Annotated in this window: 23 protein-coding genes; 18 read left to right on the forward strand and 5 right to left on the reverse strand. The window is 38.8% G+C overall.

Features of this window, described 5'->3' with window-relative positions:
- The first annotated feature begins 23 nt into the window (after positions 1-23).
- The 6 genes from QH639_RS15215 to QH639_RS15240 all read left to right on the forward strand — a co-directional run bounded on the left by QH639_RS15215 (position 24) and on the right by QH639_RS15240 (position 4347).
- A complete protein-coding gene (locus tag QH639_RS15215; RefSeq protein ID WP_281114787.1) occupies positions 24-1685 on the forward strand; it encodes a DUF6138 family protein in 1662 nt (553 codons plus the stop codon).
- Positions 1686-1698: 13 nt separating this feature from the next.
- On the forward strand, positions 1699-2049 hold the full coding sequence (locus QH639_RS15220) for an ankyrin repeat domain-containing protein (RefSeq protein WP_281114788.1): 351 nt from the start codon (positions 1699-1701) through the stop codon (positions 2047-2049).
- Entirely contained in the window at positions 2043-2396 is a 354-nt protein-coding gene (locus QH639_RS15225; protein WP_281114789.1) for a DUF4274 domain-containing protein, read from the forward strand. Before QH639_RS15220 ends, QH639_RS15225 begins: the two co-directional genes overlap by 7 nt.
- Before the next feature lie 17 nt (positions 2397-2413).
- Positions 2414-3214, forward strand: coding sequence for a hypothetical protein (locus tag QH639_RS15230; RefSeq protein ID WP_237898134.1), 801 nt, complete (start codon positions 2414-2416; stop codon positions 3212-3214).
- Positions 3215-3393: 179 nt separating this feature from the next.
- Positions 3394-3864 carry a DUF4259 domain-containing protein gene (locus tag QH639_RS15235; RefSeq protein WP_131520036.1) on the forward strand — a complete coding sequence of 157 codons (471 nt, stop codon included), beginning with the start codon at positions 3394-3396 and terminating at the stop codon, positions 3862-3864.
- Positions 3865-3879: 15 nt separating this feature from the next.
- The gene (locus QH639_RS15240) at positions 3880-4347 is read left to right on the forward strand and encodes a hypothetical protein (protein ID WP_131520037.1); all 468 of its coding nucleotides are present in this window, start codon (positions 3880-3882) and stop codon (positions 4345-4347) included.
- 61 nt (positions 4348-4408) lie between these two features.
- On the opposite strand, the gene QH639_RS15245 is transcribed toward QH639_RS15240, so the two are convergent.
- Together QH639_RS15245 and QH639_RS15250 are read right to left on the reverse strand one after the other, a co-directional pair.
- Positions 4409-5443, reverse strand: coding sequence for a YdcF family protein (locus QH639_RS15245; RefSeq protein ID WP_048392508.1), 1035 nt, complete (start codon positions 5441-5443; stop codon positions 4409-4411).
- A gap of 116 nt (positions 5444-5559) precedes the next feature.
- Complete coding sequence (locus QH639_RS15250; RefSeq protein ID WP_281114790.1) at positions 5560-6726, reverse strand: immunity 26/phosphotriesterase HocA family protein; 1167 nt, start codon at positions 6724-6726, stop codon at positions 5560-5562.
- A gap of 183 nt (positions 6727-6909) precedes the next feature.
- On the opposite strand from QH639_RS15250, the gene QH639_RS15255 reads away from it, so the two are divergent.
- The 5 genes from QH639_RS15255 (at position 6910) to QH639_RS15275 (ending at position 9667) form a co-directional block, all read left to right on the forward strand.
- On the forward strand, positions 6910-7113 hold the full coding sequence (locus tag QH639_RS15255) for a hypothetical protein (protein WP_237898131.1): 204 nt from the start codon (positions 6910-6912) through the stop codon (positions 7111-7113).
- A 121-nt stretch (positions 7114-7234) separates the two neighbouring features.
- Positions 7235-7525, forward strand: coding sequence for a hypothetical protein (locus QH639_RS15260; protein ID WP_237898130.1), 291 nt, complete (start codon positions 7235-7237; stop codon positions 7523-7525).
- 20 nt (positions 7526-7545) lie between these two features.
- The gene (locus QH639_RS15265) at positions 7546-8037 is read left to right on the forward strand and encodes a nucleoside 2-deoxyribosyltransferase (protein ID WP_131520039.1); all 492 of its coding nucleotides are present in this window, start codon (positions 7546-7548) and stop codon (positions 8035-8037) included.
- Positions 8037-8351: a YbjQ family protein gene (locus QH639_RS15270; RefSeq protein WP_004225046.1), complete on the forward strand. Its 315-nt coding sequence runs from the start codon at positions 8037-8039 to the stop codon at positions 8349-8351. Before QH639_RS15265 ends, QH639_RS15270 begins: the two co-directional genes overlap by 1 nt.
- Positions 8352-8746: 395 nt before the next feature.
- Positions 8747-9667 carry a helix-turn-helix transcriptional regulator gene (locus QH639_RS15275; RefSeq protein WP_281114791.1) on the forward strand — a complete coding sequence of 307 codons (921 nt, stop codon included), beginning with the start codon at positions 8747-8749 and terminating at the stop codon, positions 9665-9667.
- Between the two features lie 32 nt (positions 9668-9699).
- On the opposite strand, the gene QH639_RS15280 is transcribed toward QH639_RS15275, so the two are convergent.
- Positions 9700-10131 (reverse strand): hypothetical protein, encoded by a 432-nt coding sequence (locus QH639_RS15280; protein ID WP_131520041.1) that lies wholly within the window; start codon positions 10129-10131, stop codon positions 9700-9702.
- A gap of 93 nt (positions 10132-10224) precedes the next feature.
- Between QH639_RS15280 and QH639_RS15285 the strand changes: the two genes are divergently transcribed.
- The 6 genes from QH639_RS15285 to QH639_RS15310 all read left to right on the forward strand — a co-directional run bounded on the left by QH639_RS15285 (position 10225) and on the right by QH639_RS15310 (position 16499).
- Positions 10225-11913 (forward strand): AAA family ATPase, encoded by a 1689-nt coding sequence (locus QH639_RS15285; protein WP_237898128.1) that lies wholly within the window; start codon positions 10225-10227, stop codon positions 11911-11913.
- A 198-nt stretch (positions 11914-12111) separates the two neighbouring features.
- Positions 12112-12621: a TetR/AcrR family transcriptional regulator gene (locus QH639_RS15290; protein WP_131520043.1), complete on the forward strand. Its 510-nt coding sequence runs from the start codon at positions 12112-12114 to the stop codon at positions 12619-12621.
- A 90-nt stretch (positions 12622-12711) separates the two neighbouring features.
- Entirely contained in the window at positions 12712-13131 is a 420-nt protein-coding gene (locus QH639_RS15295) for a DUF3995 domain-containing protein (RefSeq protein WP_054550386.1), read from the forward strand.
- Between the two features lie 44 nt (positions 13132-13175).
- Positions 13176-13793 (forward strand): histidine phosphatase family protein, encoded by a 618-nt coding sequence (locus tag QH639_RS15300; RefSeq protein WP_131520044.1) that lies wholly within the window; start codon positions 13176-13178, stop codon positions 13791-13793.
- 78 nt (positions 13794-13871) lie between these two features.
- The gene (locus QH639_RS15305; RefSeq protein ID WP_131520045.1) at positions 13872-14708 is read left to right on the forward strand and encodes a D-alanyl-D-alanine carboxypeptidase family protein; all 837 of its coding nucleotides are present in this window, start codon (positions 13872-13874) and stop codon (positions 14706-14708) included.
- Between the two features lie 528 nt (positions 14709-15236).
- The gene (locus QH639_RS15310; RefSeq protein WP_281114792.1) at positions 15237-16499 is read left to right on the forward strand and encodes a polysaccharide deacetylase family protein; all 1263 of its coding nucleotides are present in this window, start codon (positions 15237-15239) and stop codon (positions 16497-16499) included.
- A gap of 48 nt (positions 16500-16547) precedes the next feature.
- Here the strand turns inward: QH639_RS15310 and gltS are convergent, their stop codons facing one another.
- Positions 16548-17732 (reverse strand): sodium/glutamate symporter, encoded by a 1185-nt coding sequence (gene gltS, locus QH639_RS15315; protein WP_016993292.1) that lies wholly within the window; start codon positions 17730-17732, stop codon positions 16548-16550.
- Positions 17729-18694 (reverse strand): formimidoylglutamase, encoded by a 966-nt coding sequence (hutG, locus tag QH639_RS15320; protein ID WP_281114793.1) that lies wholly within the window; start codon positions 18692-18694, stop codon positions 17729-17731. Before hutG ends, gltS begins: the two co-directional genes overlap by 4 nt.
- A 140-nt stretch (positions 18695-18834) precedes the next feature.
- Between hutG and QH639_RS15325 the strand changes: the two genes are divergently transcribed.
- Positions 18835-19722, forward strand: coding sequence for a LysR family transcriptional regulator (locus QH639_RS15325; protein ID WP_281114794.1), 888 nt, complete (start codon positions 18835-18837; stop codon positions 19720-19722).
- The last annotated feature ends 12 nt before the right edge of the window (positions 19723-19734 follow it).

Consider the following 19734-nt stretch of genomic DNA (forward strand, 5'->3'; position numbering starts at 1 on the left):
AACAATAGAAAGGAGGATGTACAGTGAAGCAGTGTGTAGAGCATTTTCTAGCGGCTGTGTGGGAGCAAATCACGGCTGTTTATCAACAAGAGAGTAAACGAATAACAGGGCTGAAAGAGCAAAGTAGGTTACAAGCAGGCATCCTTCAATATTTGAAAGTTGCCTGGAAAAAAGGAAAAAGTCCTAATGGCACAATCTTTATAGATGTTTATGAGCCATTTAGTTGGAGTGATAGCTCCTATAAGGTGGAAGCGGGTTCATACATACAAGAATTTACAGATGTCCAGCATATTGAAGAGCTTTTTAGTGCTTTATGTACTAAAACAGAGGAAGTATTTCAATCTGAGCAATACGGTCCCCGATTTTTTGATTACCGCTTTGAGGTTGTACTGGAATTTGAACATGATAAAACGGTGCTTCATTATCAAAAGGAGCTGTTGAATAATCGTAAACTAGCGTCAACGAAACAAGTGCTGGCAAGCTTTATAGAAACAAAGGTGATGGCAGAGCTACCATTTAGGCCAAGTGATAATGATGAATTTTTCCTTGCGAAGCATTTGGTCAATCCACATTTTTTCCATCAAACAGCTGAGGAAGTCGAACCACTTATTCATCGGCTTCAAGAAAAGCACCGGGCGAATAAAGAACGTTTAGACAAATGGATTTATTATTATACAATGGCCTTTAAGCAGTGGGCAGAGGAGCATTTTTTAACGCACTATTTTGAACAAGCAGGCGATTATCGGAAAGAGTGGGTATTGAAAACAGAGGACTCGGTACAACAACTAGAGAAGGAAAAACTAGATTTCTTTCTTTATGTCGCGTTGAAGATTGGTCAAAAAGAGCCAGCCACTCGATTAGAATACTTGGAACTTGCGAAGCAGCTTGGCTCGCTGCAGGCAGCTAATTATTTGGAAAAAGGAAGCGGTCGTTTTGAAAGTATAAGAAAGCGGGATGTATTCGAAGGACAGGCAAATGATATTTTACAAACGATTGATATACGAGTGATGGTAGAAGAGGAAAACGCTTATCGTGAAGCCCTTTACTATATCATTCAACTGCTACAAGAAGGTTTTTCAAAGGGCTATAAGCTGACTTTAAAGAGTAAAGCGAAACATTATCTTCCTATTAAAAAGTTAGCTAAATCAAAGCTTCATCAATTTTTCGCCAATTGCCTACAATATCCAAATCTTTTCCCTTTATTAGCGGACTATGCCCAGCTTGCTATGGAGGAATTTGCTTGGTATCAGGATGTTGAGCCGAGTGAAAAATCAGCTATGCCCAGCACCTATGCGGTTTTTGGATTAGGGCTTTATAGCAAGGATTATTTTCCACTTGTTCAACGATATATGTTACTCGTTGATACAGAGCATCAATCCGTGCAAGATGCTTATGCGGAAGCCTTTCTTGAAGCTCATGGCTTATCAATAGAGATGATGCCTGTGTTTGTAGCTATTTTACTTGGTGCTAGTGAATCAGCTAAGCCAATAAAGAACATTGACATCATGGATTTAGATTTGCTCGTGGCACTCGGACAAGAACTTGAAAAGAAAGCAGATTATCAGCGTCCATTTGTTTTATATCGAATATTCGGTAGTTCCAAGAAGCTTGCTCAGCGACTAAAGAAAGAATCAGCACCAATAAGGGATGAACTTGAGAAATTACGGCAATGGATGGATTCCTGAAGGGGGTAGACGAATGGAATGGACGGAAGTGAGTAAATCCAAGGATTTAGAGGTCGTTCGGGAGGCCATTAGCAAATTAGATGTAAATGAGCGAGATGCACGTGGGAGAACACCATTAATGCTTTTTATAACAAATCGAATGCCACATGAAGGAATCAAGCTTCTTTTGGCACAGCATATAGACTTGGAGGCACGAGATAAGCTTGGTGATACAGCACTGAAAAAAGCGGTAAAGTTTAAGCAGAAAGAAGTGATTTCTTTACTACTTGCAAAGGGTGTAAATTTATCTGAGCCAGAGAGGGGATTACCGCTACAGCTTGGTTTGCAGCAAGGGAGCATGCAAGAATCGCTGATTTATTGGTAGATACACCAGGTGCAATCCGTCTAACTTTGAATGCAGAAGAACAACAGCAAGTTGATGCCATTTTATACGAGGATCCTCTCAATACAATGTGCCAGCGCATAAGCAAGGTATTATCAGCTGTTATTTTACATGCCATTGTCAATAGCTATAACTGGGATGATGGCCCCGAGCCTATGCTCGCAGCATTAGCTAATCCAGTTTGTGCCCCTATTACCATGATAGACATGTTTGAGCTAATGGAAGGAGAATATTGGCTAGCACTAACAGAGGAAGAGATAGCGAGTTCCGATTGGAAGCGACCATGGAAAGAGATGGCACTAGCCTTACAAGAAAAATTAAAATGCTAACTAGCGAGGAGAGAGTAATGGACCAAAAAGCAAGGAAAATATTAATGCAAACCTATTGGCAATCTGGTGGATGGCGTTCAGGTGGTTATACCTATACAGAAGAAGATTTTCAATATGCTAAAAGTAAGGGCTTGATGTTTGATCAATTAACGATTTCCCATGATGAATGTGTACAAAGATTGCAACAGCTTCATGAGAAATTCTTAACAAAGGAGCTTGTGGTAAAGGCATTTTTGCATAGCTTATCGACGCGCAAAGTACATTTACGCAGTGCCTTATCGAGCTGGGCTCTTACGCATGATTTACCAATGCATACGTATGATGAACAACCTGTGGCATTGGTCTCCTATAGTGGCTGTGGCTACTGTAATGAGCAGAAAATCATGTCCAATGATACGTATGTCAATGAAGATTTAAATGTGCTTAATTTTGAACGCATCAAGTGGGGAGGGGTTCGCCTCAATTGGCTCATCTATTGTTTACTAGACTTAGAATGCCTGGTAAAAGAACAAGAAGCATTGAATGTCAGTGAGGATGACGTAGCCATCTTACAACAGATGGTAGCAGCAATAGAATCCTGTAACGACACAGATGCAGCTAGACAGCTTGAAAAGCGCTGGAAAGATGTTTTCAAGTCCAATCAACATGAACGAGATGTGGTCATGGAAATCTGGGGTTATGCGGGACTACTCGTATCAAAGGATGATTATCGCAAGGAGCGTGGACGTGGAACTGATTTTATGTCAATGGCAACTTGGAGAGGACAGGATGGCTATTCACAGGAAAAGATGAAGTTTTACTTTGGCTCCTACCTATAAAAAGGAGCAGTATTTCGATCGATCACAAAACTGGCAAAGGATGCTGAGGATTATTGATATAGCGAAGGTATTTTAAGAGCACATACTATAATGAACTGCTGCCATGGTCCTGCACTAATAATGTGCAGATTTTACTTTTACCAGAGCTTTACTAAAATAAAAAAGAGAGGTGCAGTGAGATGGGGGCTTGGGGATACAAAGCATTGGAAAGTGATGAAGGTTTAGATGTAGTGGCGTTTTTGCGGGAGTTTATGGAACAGCATAAGGAATCCACTCAGCTAACATTATCGGATATTGTACAGGCTATGAAACAGCAAGGCTTTTTTGGTAAAACATTGGAGGATATAGATTTTTTCTACGATATAAGTGCCCTGGCTTTGGCAGAGCTTTATAGTCAATATCTGGATACAGGAACCATTTATGGTCAAGAAAGTAAGGATGAACAAATACAATGGGTAGTTGATGAAAGCTCTTTGACATTTATATTGCGGTATTTACAGGACATTAGAGATGAAGTACCTGATCAACATGGTAGTAGAGAGATTGTAGAATTATGGCAAGAGTCCAAGGGTTGGCCAGAATGGCAGACCAACTTAGCCTATCTTATTCAGACGGTTGAACAAGCGATTAACCGTTTGCTACAAAAATAGATGGAGTGATTGGAAATGACCTATGATTTTTGGATGATGGCTTCCATCATGGAGTTGGTTGAATATCCAGATGAGACAAGCGATGACTATATAGCACATCCAACTTTACAGACGATCATGGATGTGCTTGAAATCCACGTACCGCTAGCAGAGATTTACGAACGTTATTTTGGTCAATCCATTCATACAGGACATGTTTTAGTATTTTCGAATAAGCAGCAACCACATGTCTGTGTGGTACTTGATACTTATCGAGATCCGCTCGATCAACTGGATTTAATTCAATTTGGCTGGAGAGTGAACACAAAAGATGTTCACCTAGTAAGACAGCTGACACGAAAACTATTTGATAATTGTGATGAGGGGATTCGCTATGAGGAAGGTCAATCCATTCTCTATCAGGTATTACAAGAACAACGCTATCCTCGAAAACTTTACTATGAGACATTCTATGAACAACAGCTGAAGAAATTTTGGGTATGATAGCATCAAAAAGGATTCGTAACACTTTCTATAAAAAGTGTACGAATCCATTTCCTAGAACCTATACAAAGAAAAAGCTGAATAGAGATAGCGCAATCGAAATGATTACAATAGGTCCAATCATTTTCATATGTCGTTTTCGTGCCATTACAACAATCGCTACATATTCACGAATCATCGCATTTGGCCAATAATAAAAGGCTGTCTTAGAGCCAATGCCCTGACTATCTAAGCCCGCAAGTCTTGCATAAATACCCGCACGAAAAAGATGGAAATTATTCGTGGTGAAAATACTGTTATAGGCCTCACCCTGTTTCCGATCATCCATGAGCTGCTTAGAAAATAACATATTTTGATAGGTATTCACAGAGCGGTTCTCCTGAAGTGTATGCTCAATGGGAATGCCTTTTTCTATTGCATATCGTTGCATCGCTTCAGCTTCGGGTAGATTTTCATCAGGACCTTGTCCACCAGAGAAAATAATGGTAGGTGGAGTAGTCACTGCTGCTTGCTTATGATAGAAGTCAATGGCCTTTTGAATTCTACTAGCTAAAAGTGGAGGCACCTTATCATTAATTAATCCACTGCCTAGTACAATAATAAAATCTTGATTCAATCGAGGGCGATTGAATTGGTAGAGAAAATAAGCAGATAAAAAATTGGATAAATGGATAAAAAAATAAAACGTAATGAGTGAAATTCCACCAAAAATGGGCTGGAGGTGGACTGAAAACAAACTCGCTGGATTGATAATCGGTAATAGGATAAAAAGTAAAATGCCAATCGCCACAAGTAATGTTAAGGAATTGGCTAAACGTCTACCTTCTCGCTTCATTAATACTCTCGCATTTAAAAATAAACCAAACATTAAGGCAACAATACCAAAAGGAATTAAAATGAAAAGAGCAATCAGTGGAATAATGACAATAAGCCTTAAAAAGTAATGGTCAGATGCTAAAGATAGAATGACGCAGAATAGCAGAAATGAACAGACAAATAGATTAAATAATAGTCCGTTGATCATTTTTCTTGGGTCTTTGAAGTAAGAAATAAGAAAAACGATGAAAAGAATCAGTGGAATAATGCCAAAATACATACAAAATGCACCTCTAGTGATGGAAGTTGGTTAATGATATCTCTATATTATAAGTAATTATTGGATGAAATCAACCATCAATGAAAAAGTGGAGGGGGAGCATCTAGAAGCTCCCTCTATTTTTTTTGTGTACGATGATAAGTTTTATTGAGGTAATGAATATATTGGGTGCGGGTCAATCCACCCGTTTGGCGATTAAAGTCATCGTAGGAGATATCTTCTGGAAAACTAAATTCAGCGAGTGCCCGCTGACGATCTTCGCGGAAGTGTGGATGATCTAGCGACTCTGTTACAATTCCTTCCTCTTGCTTCAACCAATCACTGGCAACGCCTGCATAGACACCATGATTGGTAAAACGGCTAGCTGTTTGATAGGAGGTGGAAGGTGCAGGTTTACTAATTGTTCCTGTCCCCCAGGATAGACGATATCGAGGCTCTTTCCCATAGTTTAGTGTCACGCCATAGCCCATTGGAAATACAATATCGGATTCTGTTAACATTTTATGGCCTATCTTTTCATAGCATCCCCGCATAAAATGGTCATCCATCACAATATGGGTTTGAGGGGCCAATGGAGCTGATATGATTTCCTCAAGAGAAGGCAGGCGCTCTGTCGTTGTCAACAAATAGGGCCGTACAAACAATGGCATTGTCATTACATTATGCCAAATACTATCTTCTCCAAAAAGATGATCCTTTTGCATTTGACGTAAATCGCCAATGACAAGCACATAGCCATCTACAAATAAATCGATTTCTACACGAAAAATATCACCTGGCACAGTCTTATAGCGTAGACTTTTCATCTTGGTTAGCTTTTCTAGCTTGTCTGAGTAATCAGCAGGAAGCTGGGAGGGAAATTGCTCTAACCAATTAAAGAGAGCCGACTTAGTCGTTAAATGCTCAAAGCCTGTTAATGGCAGCTGGTAATATGTTTTAGTGTTACGAGCTGTGATATAGCTAGATGGATGGTTTTCATTACCTAGACCAGCAGAAAAAACAACGCCTGCAGCTTTCACAGCGGAGATATTGGTATAATTCAATTTCTTTTCTTTTCCACGCGCGGTTTGAGGGACAATGACTTCACGATTACGTGTTAAAATGTCGACATCCGCTTCTTGGTAGCTATGCTCATTCACGAAAATTCTTTTTTTAATGAGATCACCTTCAAGGCAAATAAAATAATCCTCTCGAATCGGAATCGTTTCCCAATGTGCTTCTAAAGTATGTAGGCCGAAATAGGGGCGCAATGAATTGGTTAACCAACTAGTAAATGGTGTCAATCGAATTTCCTCCTAGCTCTTGTTTTGTATTTTGGTCAAGTATACTGAATTTGGTGGGTGTCGAAAATAGCTTAGATGGAAAATAGTTACTTTTATGCAGTGATAATAATTGCTTTTGGAGCAGATGTCTACCTTTTTCTTCAGGCTATAGAACTGCTATAATGACAGACAGAGGTGATGAATATGCATATTGTGACGATTGAAGGCATACCCTATGCTTGGCTTGAACAATTACCAGAAATCCACGCTCACGTTTTTGATGGAGCAAATTCGCCACTCGAAAAGCTAGAAAAGAAAGAAGGCCTTCTTTGCATATTGGCAGTGGAAGGTGACACATTAATCGGCTTTAAACTAGGCTACCCACATCCAGATGATATTTTATCTTGATTCATCAGAAAATGCCCACCTCTATTGGTGATGAGATGAATGCACAATTGTACTCTTTGATATAAAGGGTGTCCAAATACCGACTGAATCAAGATAAATGCCCCAGCGGATGTCACAGATTTTGAAGAGGAGCTTTTCGAGCAAGCTCGAAAAAATCTGGACGCAATTACGCAAGGGCGTATTTGATAGTTGGTTGGGTGGCGTTCATGTAGCACATCGAGGTCAGGGAATTGCAAGTCAATTAATGAAACAACAGCATGAGCATATCAAGACTTTAGGCTTTCACAAAGTTCGTACATATGGAAGAAATACATTCAAAGCTATGCTCATTACCAACCTCAAGCATGGTTTCGATATACGATCAACATTTATTGATGAAAAAGGCAGACATAAAATTATATTTGAAAAATAATTAATTAAGGAGTTTTATACATGAAAGCATATTTAGCAAATGGGTTATTTTCGTTAGGCGATCGTTTTGTAAATGAACAATTGGCAGCAGCTATTCGCGAGGCAGTACCAGGCATCGCATTATATGTACCTCAGGAGAATGAGGCCATCAATGATAAATCTGCCTATGCAGATAGCTTAGCGATTGCCCAAGCAGATTTAGAGATGCTACAGGATAGCGATGTTCTGATAGCTGTATTAGATGGGGTGGAAATTGATTCAGGCGTTGCCGCAGAGATAGGTGCGTTTTCGATGCTGAATCGTCCCATTATTGGTGTGCTAACAGATGTTCGTCAGCAAGGGCGGGACAATATGCAAAAAATAGAGGCACTGATCCGAGATGGGCTAGAGAATCAGTTTGTTTATCGTAATTTATTTGTTGTGGGGTTAGTTAAACGCAATGGCGTGATTACATCTTCTATTGAAGAGGCTGTGAAAGCCATACAAAAACTACAGAACGGGGAGGCATCATGATGCTATTAGCTACATCAGACATGGTGGCAGGAAAAGATATCATGGAAACATTAGGGCTAGTGAAAGGGAATTCTGTTCAATCTAGAAATATTGGTCGTGACATGATAGCAGGTCTTCGCAATATTGTAGGTGGAGAAATGAAGGAGTATGCGGAGATGCTTGTGCGCTCTCGTGAAATTGCCACAGAGGCAATGGTAGAGGAAGCCAAACAATTAGGTGCAGATGCAGTTGTAGGCGTTCGTTATGCTACTTCATCTGTCATGGATGGTACATCCGAAGTATTGGTATATGGAACAGCTGTAAAATTCAAATAAAAGAGTACAAGGACTTTCATTCAATGGAAGTCCTTTTTCAATGGTTAAAAAGTGACACATTCATCTAAAATGCTGTAAAATTTTAGTTAATTATGTCAAAAATACAGTCTATTGTGCTGCTTGAATGGTGATTTATTATAGGATGGGTATAGTACAAATTATACCAATAAAGTAGAAGTTTTATCTTGATTCAGTTTATAGATAATGAGATGAATGCACAAATGGAGTGGGTGTCAAAACACCAACTGAATCAAGATAAAAGCCCAAGTGGAGGTCACAGATTTTGAAGAGAAGCTTTTTGAGCAACTCGCAAAAAATCTGGACGCAATCAGTAGAAGGGCTATTTATGGCCAATGTACTGCAAGCTGGGCATGATAGAAGAAAGAGTGGGATATATGGTAGATTCACAACAAGGCAAAGGCTATCGCGTACTATCGATGTTTGATCGATTGATGGATGGCCAAGGAATCAACAAGAAGCAAGAAGCATTGACACATCAGGTTGGTGAAAAAACCATACAACGGGATATCGATGAAATTCGTACGTATCTGGAAAAGGCTAAGCTAGATTACCATTTACAATATGTACGTACAGAAAAAGTGTATAAATTAATGCATACAAAAAACAATCGTTTATCTAAAGAACAGGTACTAGTCATCGTTAAAATACTGATTGCCTCAAAAGCTCTCGTAAAATCGGATATCGGTGAGATCGTTAATCAACTTCTCTCACGTGTAGCAGACGATCAACTGTTATTAAATGAAAAAATTGTATATGAAGATCTCCATCAAAACAAGTCATTATTGTCCTTGATATGGGGAATTTCAACAGCCATTCAAAAGAGAAAGGTCATTACAATTGATTATTTACAGGAGGGTGAAGCGATTCCAACTGCAAAAATTTTAAAGCCGCTCGCTGTTATCTTTTCAACACATTATTTTTATTTAATAGGCGATAATCAAGACACCCCAACTGTTTACAGAATGGATCGTATTCAGCATTTTCGTGAAATGACTATCCATTTTGAATTTCCATCTGTACATCCATTACAAGTAGAGGACACTAATGACCTTACTCATATCCGTCTTCTCTATAAAGGCCGTTCTCCTCAAATAGTCTACAGTCGTTTCCCAACAGCCCACCTAGTTTCACAAAACAAGCATGAATATGTTTTTGAGGCAGAAGTGTTAGAATATGGCGTGAAAGAGTGGTTGTTAAGTCAAGGAGCCGATATGGAGGTATTAGAGCCAATTGAACTGAGAGAAGAGATTATTGAGACCTTACAAGCTATGCAGCAAAATTATCGTTACATATAAAAACCCGTGTGTACATGCACGGGTTTTTACGTTTACTGAAACAATTGTTTGATAAATGTCGTATCGATATCCTTAGTGAGCTTATAATCTTTCATGTAATTTTCCTCATATAAATACACGAATAAATGCTGGTCATCATCTAAACGCAAGCCAATTTCCCTGTTGTCATTAATTGAGAGTGTTAGCCAGTATGCTTCATGAGAATCAGAATTCGAAAACCACACCTTTTTTAAAGGTAGGTCCTTGAATGGCTGCATCATTTGATTGATTTCTGCTGCATCAGTAATCGTTACTGTTTTTTCATCTGAGGAACGAATAATTTCAATCTCATGAATTTCCTCCATTTCGAGACGTTCTGTTACCTCTGTTGTAAAATCAGTGTCTCGTGTTAACAGCATTGTCGAGATATACAGAATAAGTAGTGGTAGTAAAATGCCTAGAAGTAGTTTGTATCTTTTTTTCATGCTTGTCTCCTTAAATTCTAAAAATTCACACATATGTATTCTTTTCCACGCTATAATTGAGCATATACTGAAATGATGAAGGAAGGCAATTAAATGACACATAATCATGAAGAGAAAGAACTATTTTACCCAAGTGGAATCATTATGTATCGAGGTGGCGTCAAGAAGAATGATTTCGGTCACGATATTTATGACGGCAAAGGCTCGCTATTTGATCAAGAGGGAGAATTATTATTCGAGGGTGAATTCGTCAATCATATGAAGCAAGGCAATGGCATTATGTATTTGAAAGGACAACTCATTTATCAGGGTGAATTCATACAAAATAAAAAACAGGGTCATGGCATTTTATATAAGGATGGTCATATCCATTATGAAGGTCATTTTCGCAATGACTTAATGGATGGTTATGGTGTTTTATATTATGAAGAAGAAGTAATTAGCCCTTATCAAACACTACGAGCACAGTATCCACATTTAAATCAACCGCAGTATGAGGGTGACTTTGTCCATGGCATGAAAAAGGGAAAAGGCAAGCAGTACTATCCAAATGGATTTTTACAATATGAGGGTGATTTTATTTGGCATCATATGCAAGGGGCTGGGAAGCTATATTACCCTACGGAATCACCAACAGCTGAGGAGCTTGCACGTGGTGTAACTAATCTCTACTATGAAGGTCATTTCTTTGAGGACCTAAAGCATGGTAAAGGCAAAGTATATTCTAGGGATGGAATTTTAGAAGCGGAAGGGCAATTTAAAGAGGATATGATGACAGGGCAAGGAACGCTCTATTATGCCAATGGGCAAGCTACCTATATTGGTGACCTCGTTCAAGGCAAAAAACATGGACGAGGCGATTATTATAATGAAGAAGGCAAAATTATCTATAGTGGTGAATTTATCAACGATGAGCGGTTACGCATTACACCTGAAGTCGAGCAAGAGATTGCCAAGCTACAAAAACAATTAGATAGTCTTGTAGGTCTTCCGAATGCAAAGAAGGAATTACATAATTTAATAAACTTTATTAAAATTCAAAGTCTGCGTGTGGATCATGGTTTAACAAGCTTTCCTATTACGTATCATCTTGTCTTCTCGGGCAATCCAGGCACAGGTAAAACAACAGTGGCACGCATTATTGGCCAAATCTACAAGCATCTTGGCGTCCTTTCAAGTGGGCATTTTGTGGAAACAGATCGTGCAGGTTTAGTCGCTGGCTATGTTGGACAAACAGCATTAAAGGTTCAGGAAGTCGTTAACAAAGCAAAGGGCGGGGTACTTTTTATTGATGAAGCCTATTCATTAATGAATGATAAACAGGATGCATTTGGGAAGGAAGCTATTGATAGTTTATTAAAGGCAATGGAGGATCTACGTGATGACTTGGTAATTATTGTTGCGGGCTATACAGAGCTAATAGAAGATTTTTTACAATCTAATCCAGGCTTTAAATCTCGCTTTAATCATTTTGTACAATTTGATAATTTTAGCACGGATGAACTCTATGATATTTTTGCGATGCTTTGTCAAACGAACGATTATCAATTTGGCGAAGCATTTGCCCAACATATGAAAACACAGCTACGTCATATGCCGATTGAAACCATCCCTAATTTCTCGAATGGTCGTTATATTCGAAACTTGTTTGAGAAACTAGTGACGATCCAATCAAACCGATTGATTCAACAGGCAACAATCTCGAGAGAAGAACTCATGACATTTGAGGAGCAGGATATTTTACAGGGCATTGCAGAAAAGTTGTTTGACAATACTTTTTAAGACAAGGAGTAAATTCATGAAAAAGCTATTAGTGTTTATTTTAGTGTGTGCATGTATTTTACCACGACTAGTAACAGTTCATGTTACAGTGAATAATCATATTAATGTACGCCATAAAAACGATAAAAGTTGATGAGTGATGTATAAAGTGGTAATATAAGACAAAACATACGCTAACGTATTTTTTGGAGGGCAATTATGCAAGTAACGAAAGAGGATTGGATTAGAGCGGGTCTAGAGCAATTAACAGAAGCGGGGATTCATAAAGTACGTATTGAAGCACTTGCTCGATCATTAAACATTAGTAAAGGTAGCTTTTATCATTATTTTCGTGATCGTCAACAACTATTAGATGCCATGCTAGACTATTGGGAAAACCATGCAACAAAGGCCATTATTCAAAATATGGAGCAAGTCGATGCTACTCTAGAGCAGCTTTTACGGATAAGTTTTCACAAAAATAAAAAGATGGAGATAGGCATTTATGCTTGGGCCAAATATGATTCAGATGTCGCAAAGCGTATCGTTCAAATAGAGGAGCAGCGAATAGCCTGTGTGGCGACACTCTATCAAAAAAGTGGTATCAGCATAGACGAATCCACTGATCGTGCAAGATTAGCTTATTTAACCTATATAGGCTGGATGACACGATTTGAAGCCAATCCTCATTTCGATCTCGAAAAAATGATTAAGCTGTTAATACAGTAAGAAGGTCTCTCGGAGCTAACATGGGCTTTGAGGGACTATATTTAACGCCAGAACATACGGTAGCGTATGTAAATGAAGAGGAGGTAGAACATGTTTATTTTATCAATTGTCGCAGTGGGACTATTAGGGCTCATTAGTATCCTACATATTTATTGGGCCTTTGGTGGTCGATGGGGTACAGAAGCTGTTATTCCTATGAAAGAAGGCAGCCAACAAGCCGTTTTTACGCCTAGAAAATGGGGAACGCTCTTTGTTGCAATGCTGTTGATGCTAGCAAGTGGTATCATCCTTGTTCAAGGAGGCTTCATGCCATTTTTTCAAGCCTCTATTTTTTCAAAAGTAGGAAGTATCGTTTGTGCGCTAGTATTTTTGCTACGAGCAATTGGTGATTTTAAGTATGTTGGTATTTTTAAAACGATTAAGCATTCCACATTTGCTCAAAATGATTCAAAATGGTATAGTCCTTTATGCTTGTTTCTTAGCTTTGTTTATGTGCTGGTGTTAGTTTAACAGCAATTTTACTTTAATAAGGGGAGCAGAATGGGGGATATAAAATGGAGCAAATGATCTACTTACTTCGCCATGGTGAGACAAATTATAATACACAAGGGAGATATCAAGGACAGCTTGATTCACCACTCACTGAGCGTGGTCGGGAGCAGGTTCAGCAAAATGCGCGCATGCTGAAATCACTCATTGGCGATGCAGATGAATGGACCATCCTATCAAGTCCAATGGGAAGAGCCATGCAAAGCACAGCCATACTTTGTGAAACACTGGGCTATGACAGCAACAAGGTGAGGCAGGATCCACGTTTAACAGAGGTTGCTGTGGGACAATGGGCTGGATTAACCATGGCGGAAATACAGCAACAATGGCCTGCCTTGTTAACGAACACAGATGCCTTCAATTGGTATTTTCGTGCACCAGATGGGGAAACCTATGAAGCTGTTGTAAGCAGATTAACTGCTTTGCTTGAAACGATTCAACCACTTTCAAAAGTGATTATTGTCTCGCATGGCTTAACTGGTCGTATTTTACGCGGCGTCTATGCAAGTCTAAGCAAAGAAGAGACGCTCAAGTTAGAGGTTTCTCAAGATGTAATGTTCAAATTAACAAATAAAGAGATTACAAGAATTAGTTCAAATTTCGATGATGATTTTTACCTGTGAAAATATTTGAGCGTATCCCATTTTTCTCAAGGAATATTCAGAAATGCCGCCTCTTATAATGTGTAGGAGGCGTTTTTTATGAAAAAATGGATGTTAGTAGGCTGTATTTGTATCATGGTTTTCTTATTTTATTATACAAGCAAAACATATGAATTCACGCATCTAGAACTGCCATCATTACATAGTCAAAATGCTTTGTTACTCAATGAACAGGGCGATGTATTATACGAAAAAAATGCGGATGCTATTATTTATCCTGCATCTTTAACAAAGATCATGACAGCCATCGTTGCCATAGAGATGACAGATAATTTACAAACACAAACCATTGTAGAGCCCCAAACGATTGCGAACTATACGGCACAAAATGCTTCGATGGCAGGCTTTCAAGCAGGAGATTTTGTCACGATGGAGGATTTATTGTATGGTACACTCCTTGCCTCAGGTGCTGATGCAACAGGAACACTTGCAGATGCTGTCGCTGGCAGTGAGGACAAATTTGTCACGTTGATGAATAACAAGGCGCAAGAATTAGGCATGCATGACACATATTTTGTTAATACCAGTGGCCTACATGATGAGGCACATGTATCCACCGTGCGGGATATCAGCAAGCTTCTGCGATATGCATTGGAAAATCCTACCTTTTATCAAATATTTACCTCAAAAAACTACACAACCTATGTTCCCAATCAATTAATCATCACAAACTCATTATTTACAAAATTACCGGGTCTAGACAGTCCGATAATAGGGGGAAAAACAGGCTATACCCCGGAAGCAGGACTGTGTCTGGCGACCATAATCGAGAAAGAAGGGAAATCTTTTTTATTCATTACAACCAATGCTCCTAGCTATATATGGAACCCACCCCCACATATTGAAGATGCCCTAACGGCCTTCGAAGCTTTATAGCAGGAAAAATAATGAAAAAACCTCAACTTTTTCATGGTTCCTAACGTCTTAATAGAAAGGGGAATTATATAGCTGAGGTTCGGTGGTGGATAACCAGCTTTTTATAGGAACCATCAAATACGGGGAGAGCTGCTGCTAAAAGTGAGGGAGCAGTTCAAAAAGAGAGGGGAGCCATCTCCAAAAGGTGGCGAACCTGCTCAAAGAGGTGAGAGCCCTCTCCCAGTAAGGAGAAGGTCACTCACCTAAGTCCGTAGGTCGTTTAGCAGCATGAGAAAAAGGAGCTAACAAAAAATCTACAAAATAAGCCACCATCATTTAATTATCATAACCTATGCATAGTTTCTCAGTAAAAAGGGAAGGAGGAATGTATAAGTATTTACTAAAATATGAATTTTAGCAGCATCGTAAAAGGGAATCTAGTTGATTATTACTATTTTATGGCAGGGTTGTTTACTCTATAATAAAAGTTAAATCTTAGCAATTTTTTAGCAAACAGACATGGAAGACATCTAAGGGCGGTGTAGAACAATGAAAAAATTTTTACCCTTTGCCATCGTTTTGACGTTTATGATGTGCATCTTGGCAGGGCAACTTTCAGTAAATGCTGAAGGGTCAGTGGTGATTCACAAGGTAGTCAAAGATACGGTTATTTTTGAAGAAGCTTCTACGAATAGTGCGGAGATCGGGGAACTTTCGAAAGGTAACTTTGTTTCAGTAACAAAAGTAAGTAAAGGTTGGACACATATTCAAACGCCAGAGCAGGAGGGCTATGTCACATCTGATGCTTTAGTCAAGTTGAAGTCTGAGGGATACCTAGTCATTCAAAAGGGTGGTACAACATTATTTACAGCGCCAAGTCAACATGCCCAGCATGTAGGACAGCTCTATGAAGGACGAATAATTTATGTATATGGCACAGCACCTGGTGGTTGGTCTTTCGTTCAATATGGCGAGGAGATAGGATATGTAGCGACAAACGCATTAAAAAAACCAGCTCCAACGAAGAAAAAAATTAATGCTGTTACTGGTGCTGAATTACGTTTAACAGCTAGTCCAAACGGAGAAGTTCTTGGTACACTTCCCAATAAAACAACTGTCCAGTATTACATAACACTTGCGGGTTGGGCTTATGTAGAAGCAGGCGACCAAAAAGGGTATGTCAAAGCTTCTGAGCTAGCCGATATTCAGTTAATAGATAATAAAGTTTATAATAAAGGTGTGCCAGTAGCGAAAGGCGCAAAAAAACGGGTAGCCTTAACATTTGATGATGGGCCAGATGCTAAGGTGACACCACAAATTTTGGCAACGTTAAAGAAATACGATGCCAAGGCTACATTCTTTATGGTAGGTAAAAATGTGTCAAGAAATGCTGCAATCGTTAAACAAGTCTATGAAGCAGGGCATGAAATCGGAAACCATACCTTGAGCCATAAAAAATTAACGACCTTATCAATAGCAGGCGTTAAACAAGAAGTCAATGGCACAAGTAATGCTATTTATGCAGCCATCGGGCAGTATCCAACTGTTTTCCGACCACCCTATGGGGCGACCAATGACCAAGTACGTTCTGTCATGACAATCCCCTCGATTTTGTGGTCGATTGATACACTGGATTGGAAACATCACAATCCAGATAAAATTTTAGCGTATGTCAAAGCCTCTGTAAAAGATGGGAGTATTATTCTAATGCACGATATCCATCAAACGACAGCCAATGGTTTAGAAAATGTTATTCATTATTTACAAAAACAAGGCTATGAATTTGTTACAGTAAGTGAGATATTACAATAATAGAAAAGCTTTGCAATCGTCTACTCAGAACGAATGCAAAGCTCTTTTTTATTTAAATAAATTGATAGTCGTAATAATAATAGGAATCCCAAATACGTCAATTAAAAATGCGCCGACAATCGGTACGACAAGAAAGGCTTTTTTAGAAGGACCGAAGCGTTGCACAACGGCTGACATATTGGCCATGGCATTTGGTGTTGCGCCTAGACCATGTCCTGCAAAACCTGCTACCATAACAGCAGCATCGTAGTTTTTGCCAAGTAATTTAAATAACACAAAAATACTAAATACAACAATAAAGAATACTTGCGCAAAAACAATGATGAATAATGGTAGTGCCAAATCAGCAATTTCCCATAATTTAATACTCATGAGAGCCATGGAAAGGAATACACCTAATGTGACATCTCCAATTAATGAGATGCTTTTCATATTAATGGCTTCAGGTTTGAATTTATCCATAATATTGCGCACTAATACAGCCACAAACATTGCTCCTACATAGCCAGGTAGAACGAAACCTGTTGCTTCTGAGAATAGTGTGCCGACGTACGTACCAACCGCCATACAGAAAGTAATTAATAAGACTTGTGTAAAGAACGAATCCGATGTAATTTGCTCATGTTTATTTTCATATTGGACTTCTTCCGATTCTTGTTCATCTGGTGTTAAATTATATTTACCTACTAAATATTTGACAATTGGACCACCAATTAAGCCACCAGCAACTAGACCACATGTTGCGGCAGCAGCACCAATTGTCATAGCTGAAGAAATCCCTAAATCTTCTAAGGTTTGGCCAAATGCAGCTGCAGCGCCATGACCACCCTCCATAGAAACGGCACCCGCCATCATACCGATTAAAGGATGGATCCCCATAAGTGAGGCCAGAGATACCCCAATGACATTTTGCATTAACGCTAGGAAGCCACATGCTAGCCAGTAGATAATCAGTAATTTACCACCGAGCTTTACAAGTTTAAAGCTTGCACCTAAGCCAATTGTCGTAAAGAAAGTAATCATAAATAAGCTTTGTAAAGAAGTATCAAGTGATATTTCTAAAATACCCGTTGTTTTTAAGATGGTAGCAAGAGCAGCGAACAATAAACCACCAACCACTGGTGCTGGGATACAGAAACGCTTTAAAAAGCCTATTTTATTGATAAGAAAGCTACCTAATGCAAAGAGTGCAACAGCTAGGAATACCGTTGTAATTTGATTAATTTCGATCATGAACCTTGCCCCCTAAGTAAGTTGTTCAGTGCCTCATATACAAAATAGGCACCTAATTTCACTGTACGTCCGTTTTCATCTAATAACGGATTGACCTCACAAATATCAAATGAATGGGTGTGAGGGTGTGAAGTGACTTGTTGCAAAATGGAGCGCACAGTCGATGGGTCAAGCCCAAACGGTGATGGAGCACTTACACCTGGAGCAAATGCTGCATTCAATACATCCATACATAATGTTAAAAGAATATAATCATGCTTTTCCATAAAATGTTGTAATGCATCCGTTAATTGTTGTTGGTAGGCTACCGTCATTTGATCCTCATAAACATACTTCACGTTTAATTCATCAGCTTTTTCGAAAAGTTCTCTTGTATTGCCGTAGCGTTGAATACCAACAACAAAATAGTCAGCGTGTGGATCCTGCTCTAAAATTTGACGGAACATCGTACCTGACGAAGGTTGTTCATCATATGGTCGTAAATCAAAGTGAGCATCGATATTGATGATGCCGATTTTAGCTTCCTTTGGTAGAGCAGAACGAACGCCTAAATAATGGCCATACAGCGTTTCATGCCCGCCACCTAGCACCACACATGATAAGTTTTTTTGTAGTACTGTTGCTACGACTTCACCAAGCTCACGTTGGGCTTCCTCTAAAGCATGATTTAGACAAACGATATTGCCAACATCAATAATTTGCTGATCGTCTTCAAATGTCCACGGTAAACTGGCTAAGCCTTCTCGTAGGGCGTTTGGACCATTTGCTGCCCCTACACGGCCTTGGTTTCGACGTACCCCTTCATCGCAGATAAAGCCAACGAGAGCAGCATTTTTCTTATCTGAAGCGCTTACATCATTAATCGCAACTCTTTTTACTTGTTGATGTAAACGAAAGCTGCTTGTATTTGTCGTTGAATCTATTCGGCCTTTCCATTGTTTTTGATCTGTCATTGTGTACATAAACTTATCAACCCCATTGTGAATATTATTGTAGAAAAAGTATTGTTGTAATTCATTATATATTCACATAATTATAATTACTAATATATAATTAATATTAATCTATAGCTTTTAACTATAAATCTGGGAGGTATCTATAGGTGGACATTAAACAATTACACTATTTTATCGCTGTTTCAGAACAGATGAATTTCTCAAAAGCCGCAGAAAGACTGCATATTTCGCAGCCTTCCTTAAGTAATGCGATCAAAAAATTAGAACAAGAGATTGGCTCCCCTTTATTAGAGAGAAATACTAGAAATCTGCAATTAACAGAAGCTGGAGAGTTACTTTTTGAACGAGCAAAAGTTATTGTAAAAAATATGGAAGTGCTAAAAATCGAAATGGATGAAGTGATTGTTCATGGCACGAGAGACATCACCATTGGTGTCATGGAATCTATTAAGCATTGGCTGCCAAAGGTAATCGCCAACTATAAAAAAGACTATCCTCACATGAATATTCATTTAGTCGATATTTTAGGTAGTAAGCGGGTGAAAAAATCCTTGAAAAGCTATAAAACTCATTTAATCATCACCAATCAGCTAATGGATGATCCAGAGTTGGAAGTTCAAACTTTATATGAAGAACGGTTGGTCGCAGTATTACCTTTACATCATCCGTTAGCCCAAAAGGATACTTTAACCATCTCAGATATTTGTGAAGAACCATTTATTATTAGTACCGAGGGCTTTCAAACAAGACGAGATATCTTAACGTCATTTGAACAGGCTGGTAAAAACATCAATATTCAATTTGAAATTGAGCGTTTTGAAACCGCTGTATCGCTTGTACGAGAACATTTAGGAGTGACCATATTACCTGAAAATTACTTGCAAGGACCGACTGCTAAAACGATTGTAAAAAAAGAAATAGAGGGTCTGAATTTAAGTCGCAATGTCTATCTAGTGTACTTAAAAAACCGTCATTTACCATTAGCCATCCGACAATTACTGAAGGATATAGTACAGTTTTTTGAAAATAAATGATGTAAGTCCATA

This window comes from Lysinibacillus sp. 1 U-2021 (assembly GCF_029916965.1).
Lineage (GTDB): Bacteria > Bacillota > Bacilli > Bacillales_A > Planococcaceae > Lysinibacillus > Lysinibacillus capsici.

Coding starts and splice junctions, on each gene's coding strand:
- QH639_RS15220 (WP_281114788.1), top strand. CDS start 1,699: ATGGAATGGACGGAAGTGAGTAAATCCAAGGATTTAGAGGTCGTTCGG.
- QH639_RS15230 (WP_237898134.1), top strand. CDS start 2,414: ATGGACCAAAAAGCAAGGAAAATATTAATGCAAACCTATTGGCAATCT.
- QH639_RS15235 (WP_131520036.1), top strand. CDS start 3,394: ATGGGGGCTTGGGGATACAAAGCATTGGAAAGTGATGAAGGTTTAGAT.
- QH639_RS15240 (WP_131520037.1), top strand. CDS start 3,880: ATGACCTATGATTTTTGGATGATGGCTTCCATCATGGAGTTGGTTGAA.
- QH639_RS15245 (WP_048392508.1), bottom strand. CDS start 5,443: ATGTATTTTGGCATTATTCCACTGATTCTTTTCATCGTTTTTCTTATT.
- QH639_RS15255 (WP_237898131.1), top strand. CDS start 6,910: ATGCATATTGTGACGATTGAAGGCATACCCTATGCTTGGCTTGAACAA.
- QH639_RS15265 (WP_131520039.1), top strand. CDS start 7,546: ATGAAAGCATATTTAGCAAATGGGTTATTTTCGTTAGGCGATCGTTTT.
- QH639_RS15270 (WP_004225046.1), top strand. CDS start 8,037: ATGCTATTAGCTACATCAGACATGGTGGCAGGAAAAGATATCATGGAA.
- QH639_RS15275 (WP_281114791.1), top strand. CDS start 8,747: ATGGTAGATTCACAACAAGGCAAAGGCTATCGCGTACTATCGATGTTT.
- QH639_RS15280 (WP_131520041.1), bottom strand. CDS start 10,131: ATGAAAAAAAGATACAAACTACTTCTAGGCATTTTACTACCACTACTT.
- QH639_RS15285 (WP_237898128.1), top strand. CDS start 10,225: ATGACACATAATCATGAAGAGAAAGAACTATTTTACCCAAGTGGAATC.
- QH639_RS15290 (WP_131520043.1), top strand. CDS start 12,112: ATGCAAGTAACGAAAGAGGATTGGATTAGAGCGGGTCTAGAGCAATTA.
- QH639_RS15295 (WP_054550386.1), top strand. CDS start 12,712: ATGTTTATTTTATCAATTGTCGCAGTGGGACTATTAGGGCTCATTAGT.
- QH639_RS15300 (WP_131520044.1), top strand. CDS start 13,176: ATGGAGCAAATGATCTACTTACTTCGCCATGGTGAGACAAATTATAAT.
- QH639_RS15305 (WP_131520045.1), top strand. CDS start 13,872: ATGAAAAAATGGATGTTAGTAGGCTGTATTTGTATCATGGTTTTCTTA.
- QH639_RS15310 (WP_281114792.1), top strand. CDS start 15,237: ATGAAAAAATTTTTACCCTTTGCCATCGTTTTGACGTTTATGATGTGC.
- gltS (WP_016993292.1), bottom strand. CDS start 17,732: ATGATCGAAATTAATCAAATTACAACGGTATTCCTAGCTGTTGCACTC.
- hutG (WP_281114793.1), bottom strand. CDS start 18,694: ATGTACACAATGACAGATCAAAAACAATGGAAAGGCCGAATAGATTCA.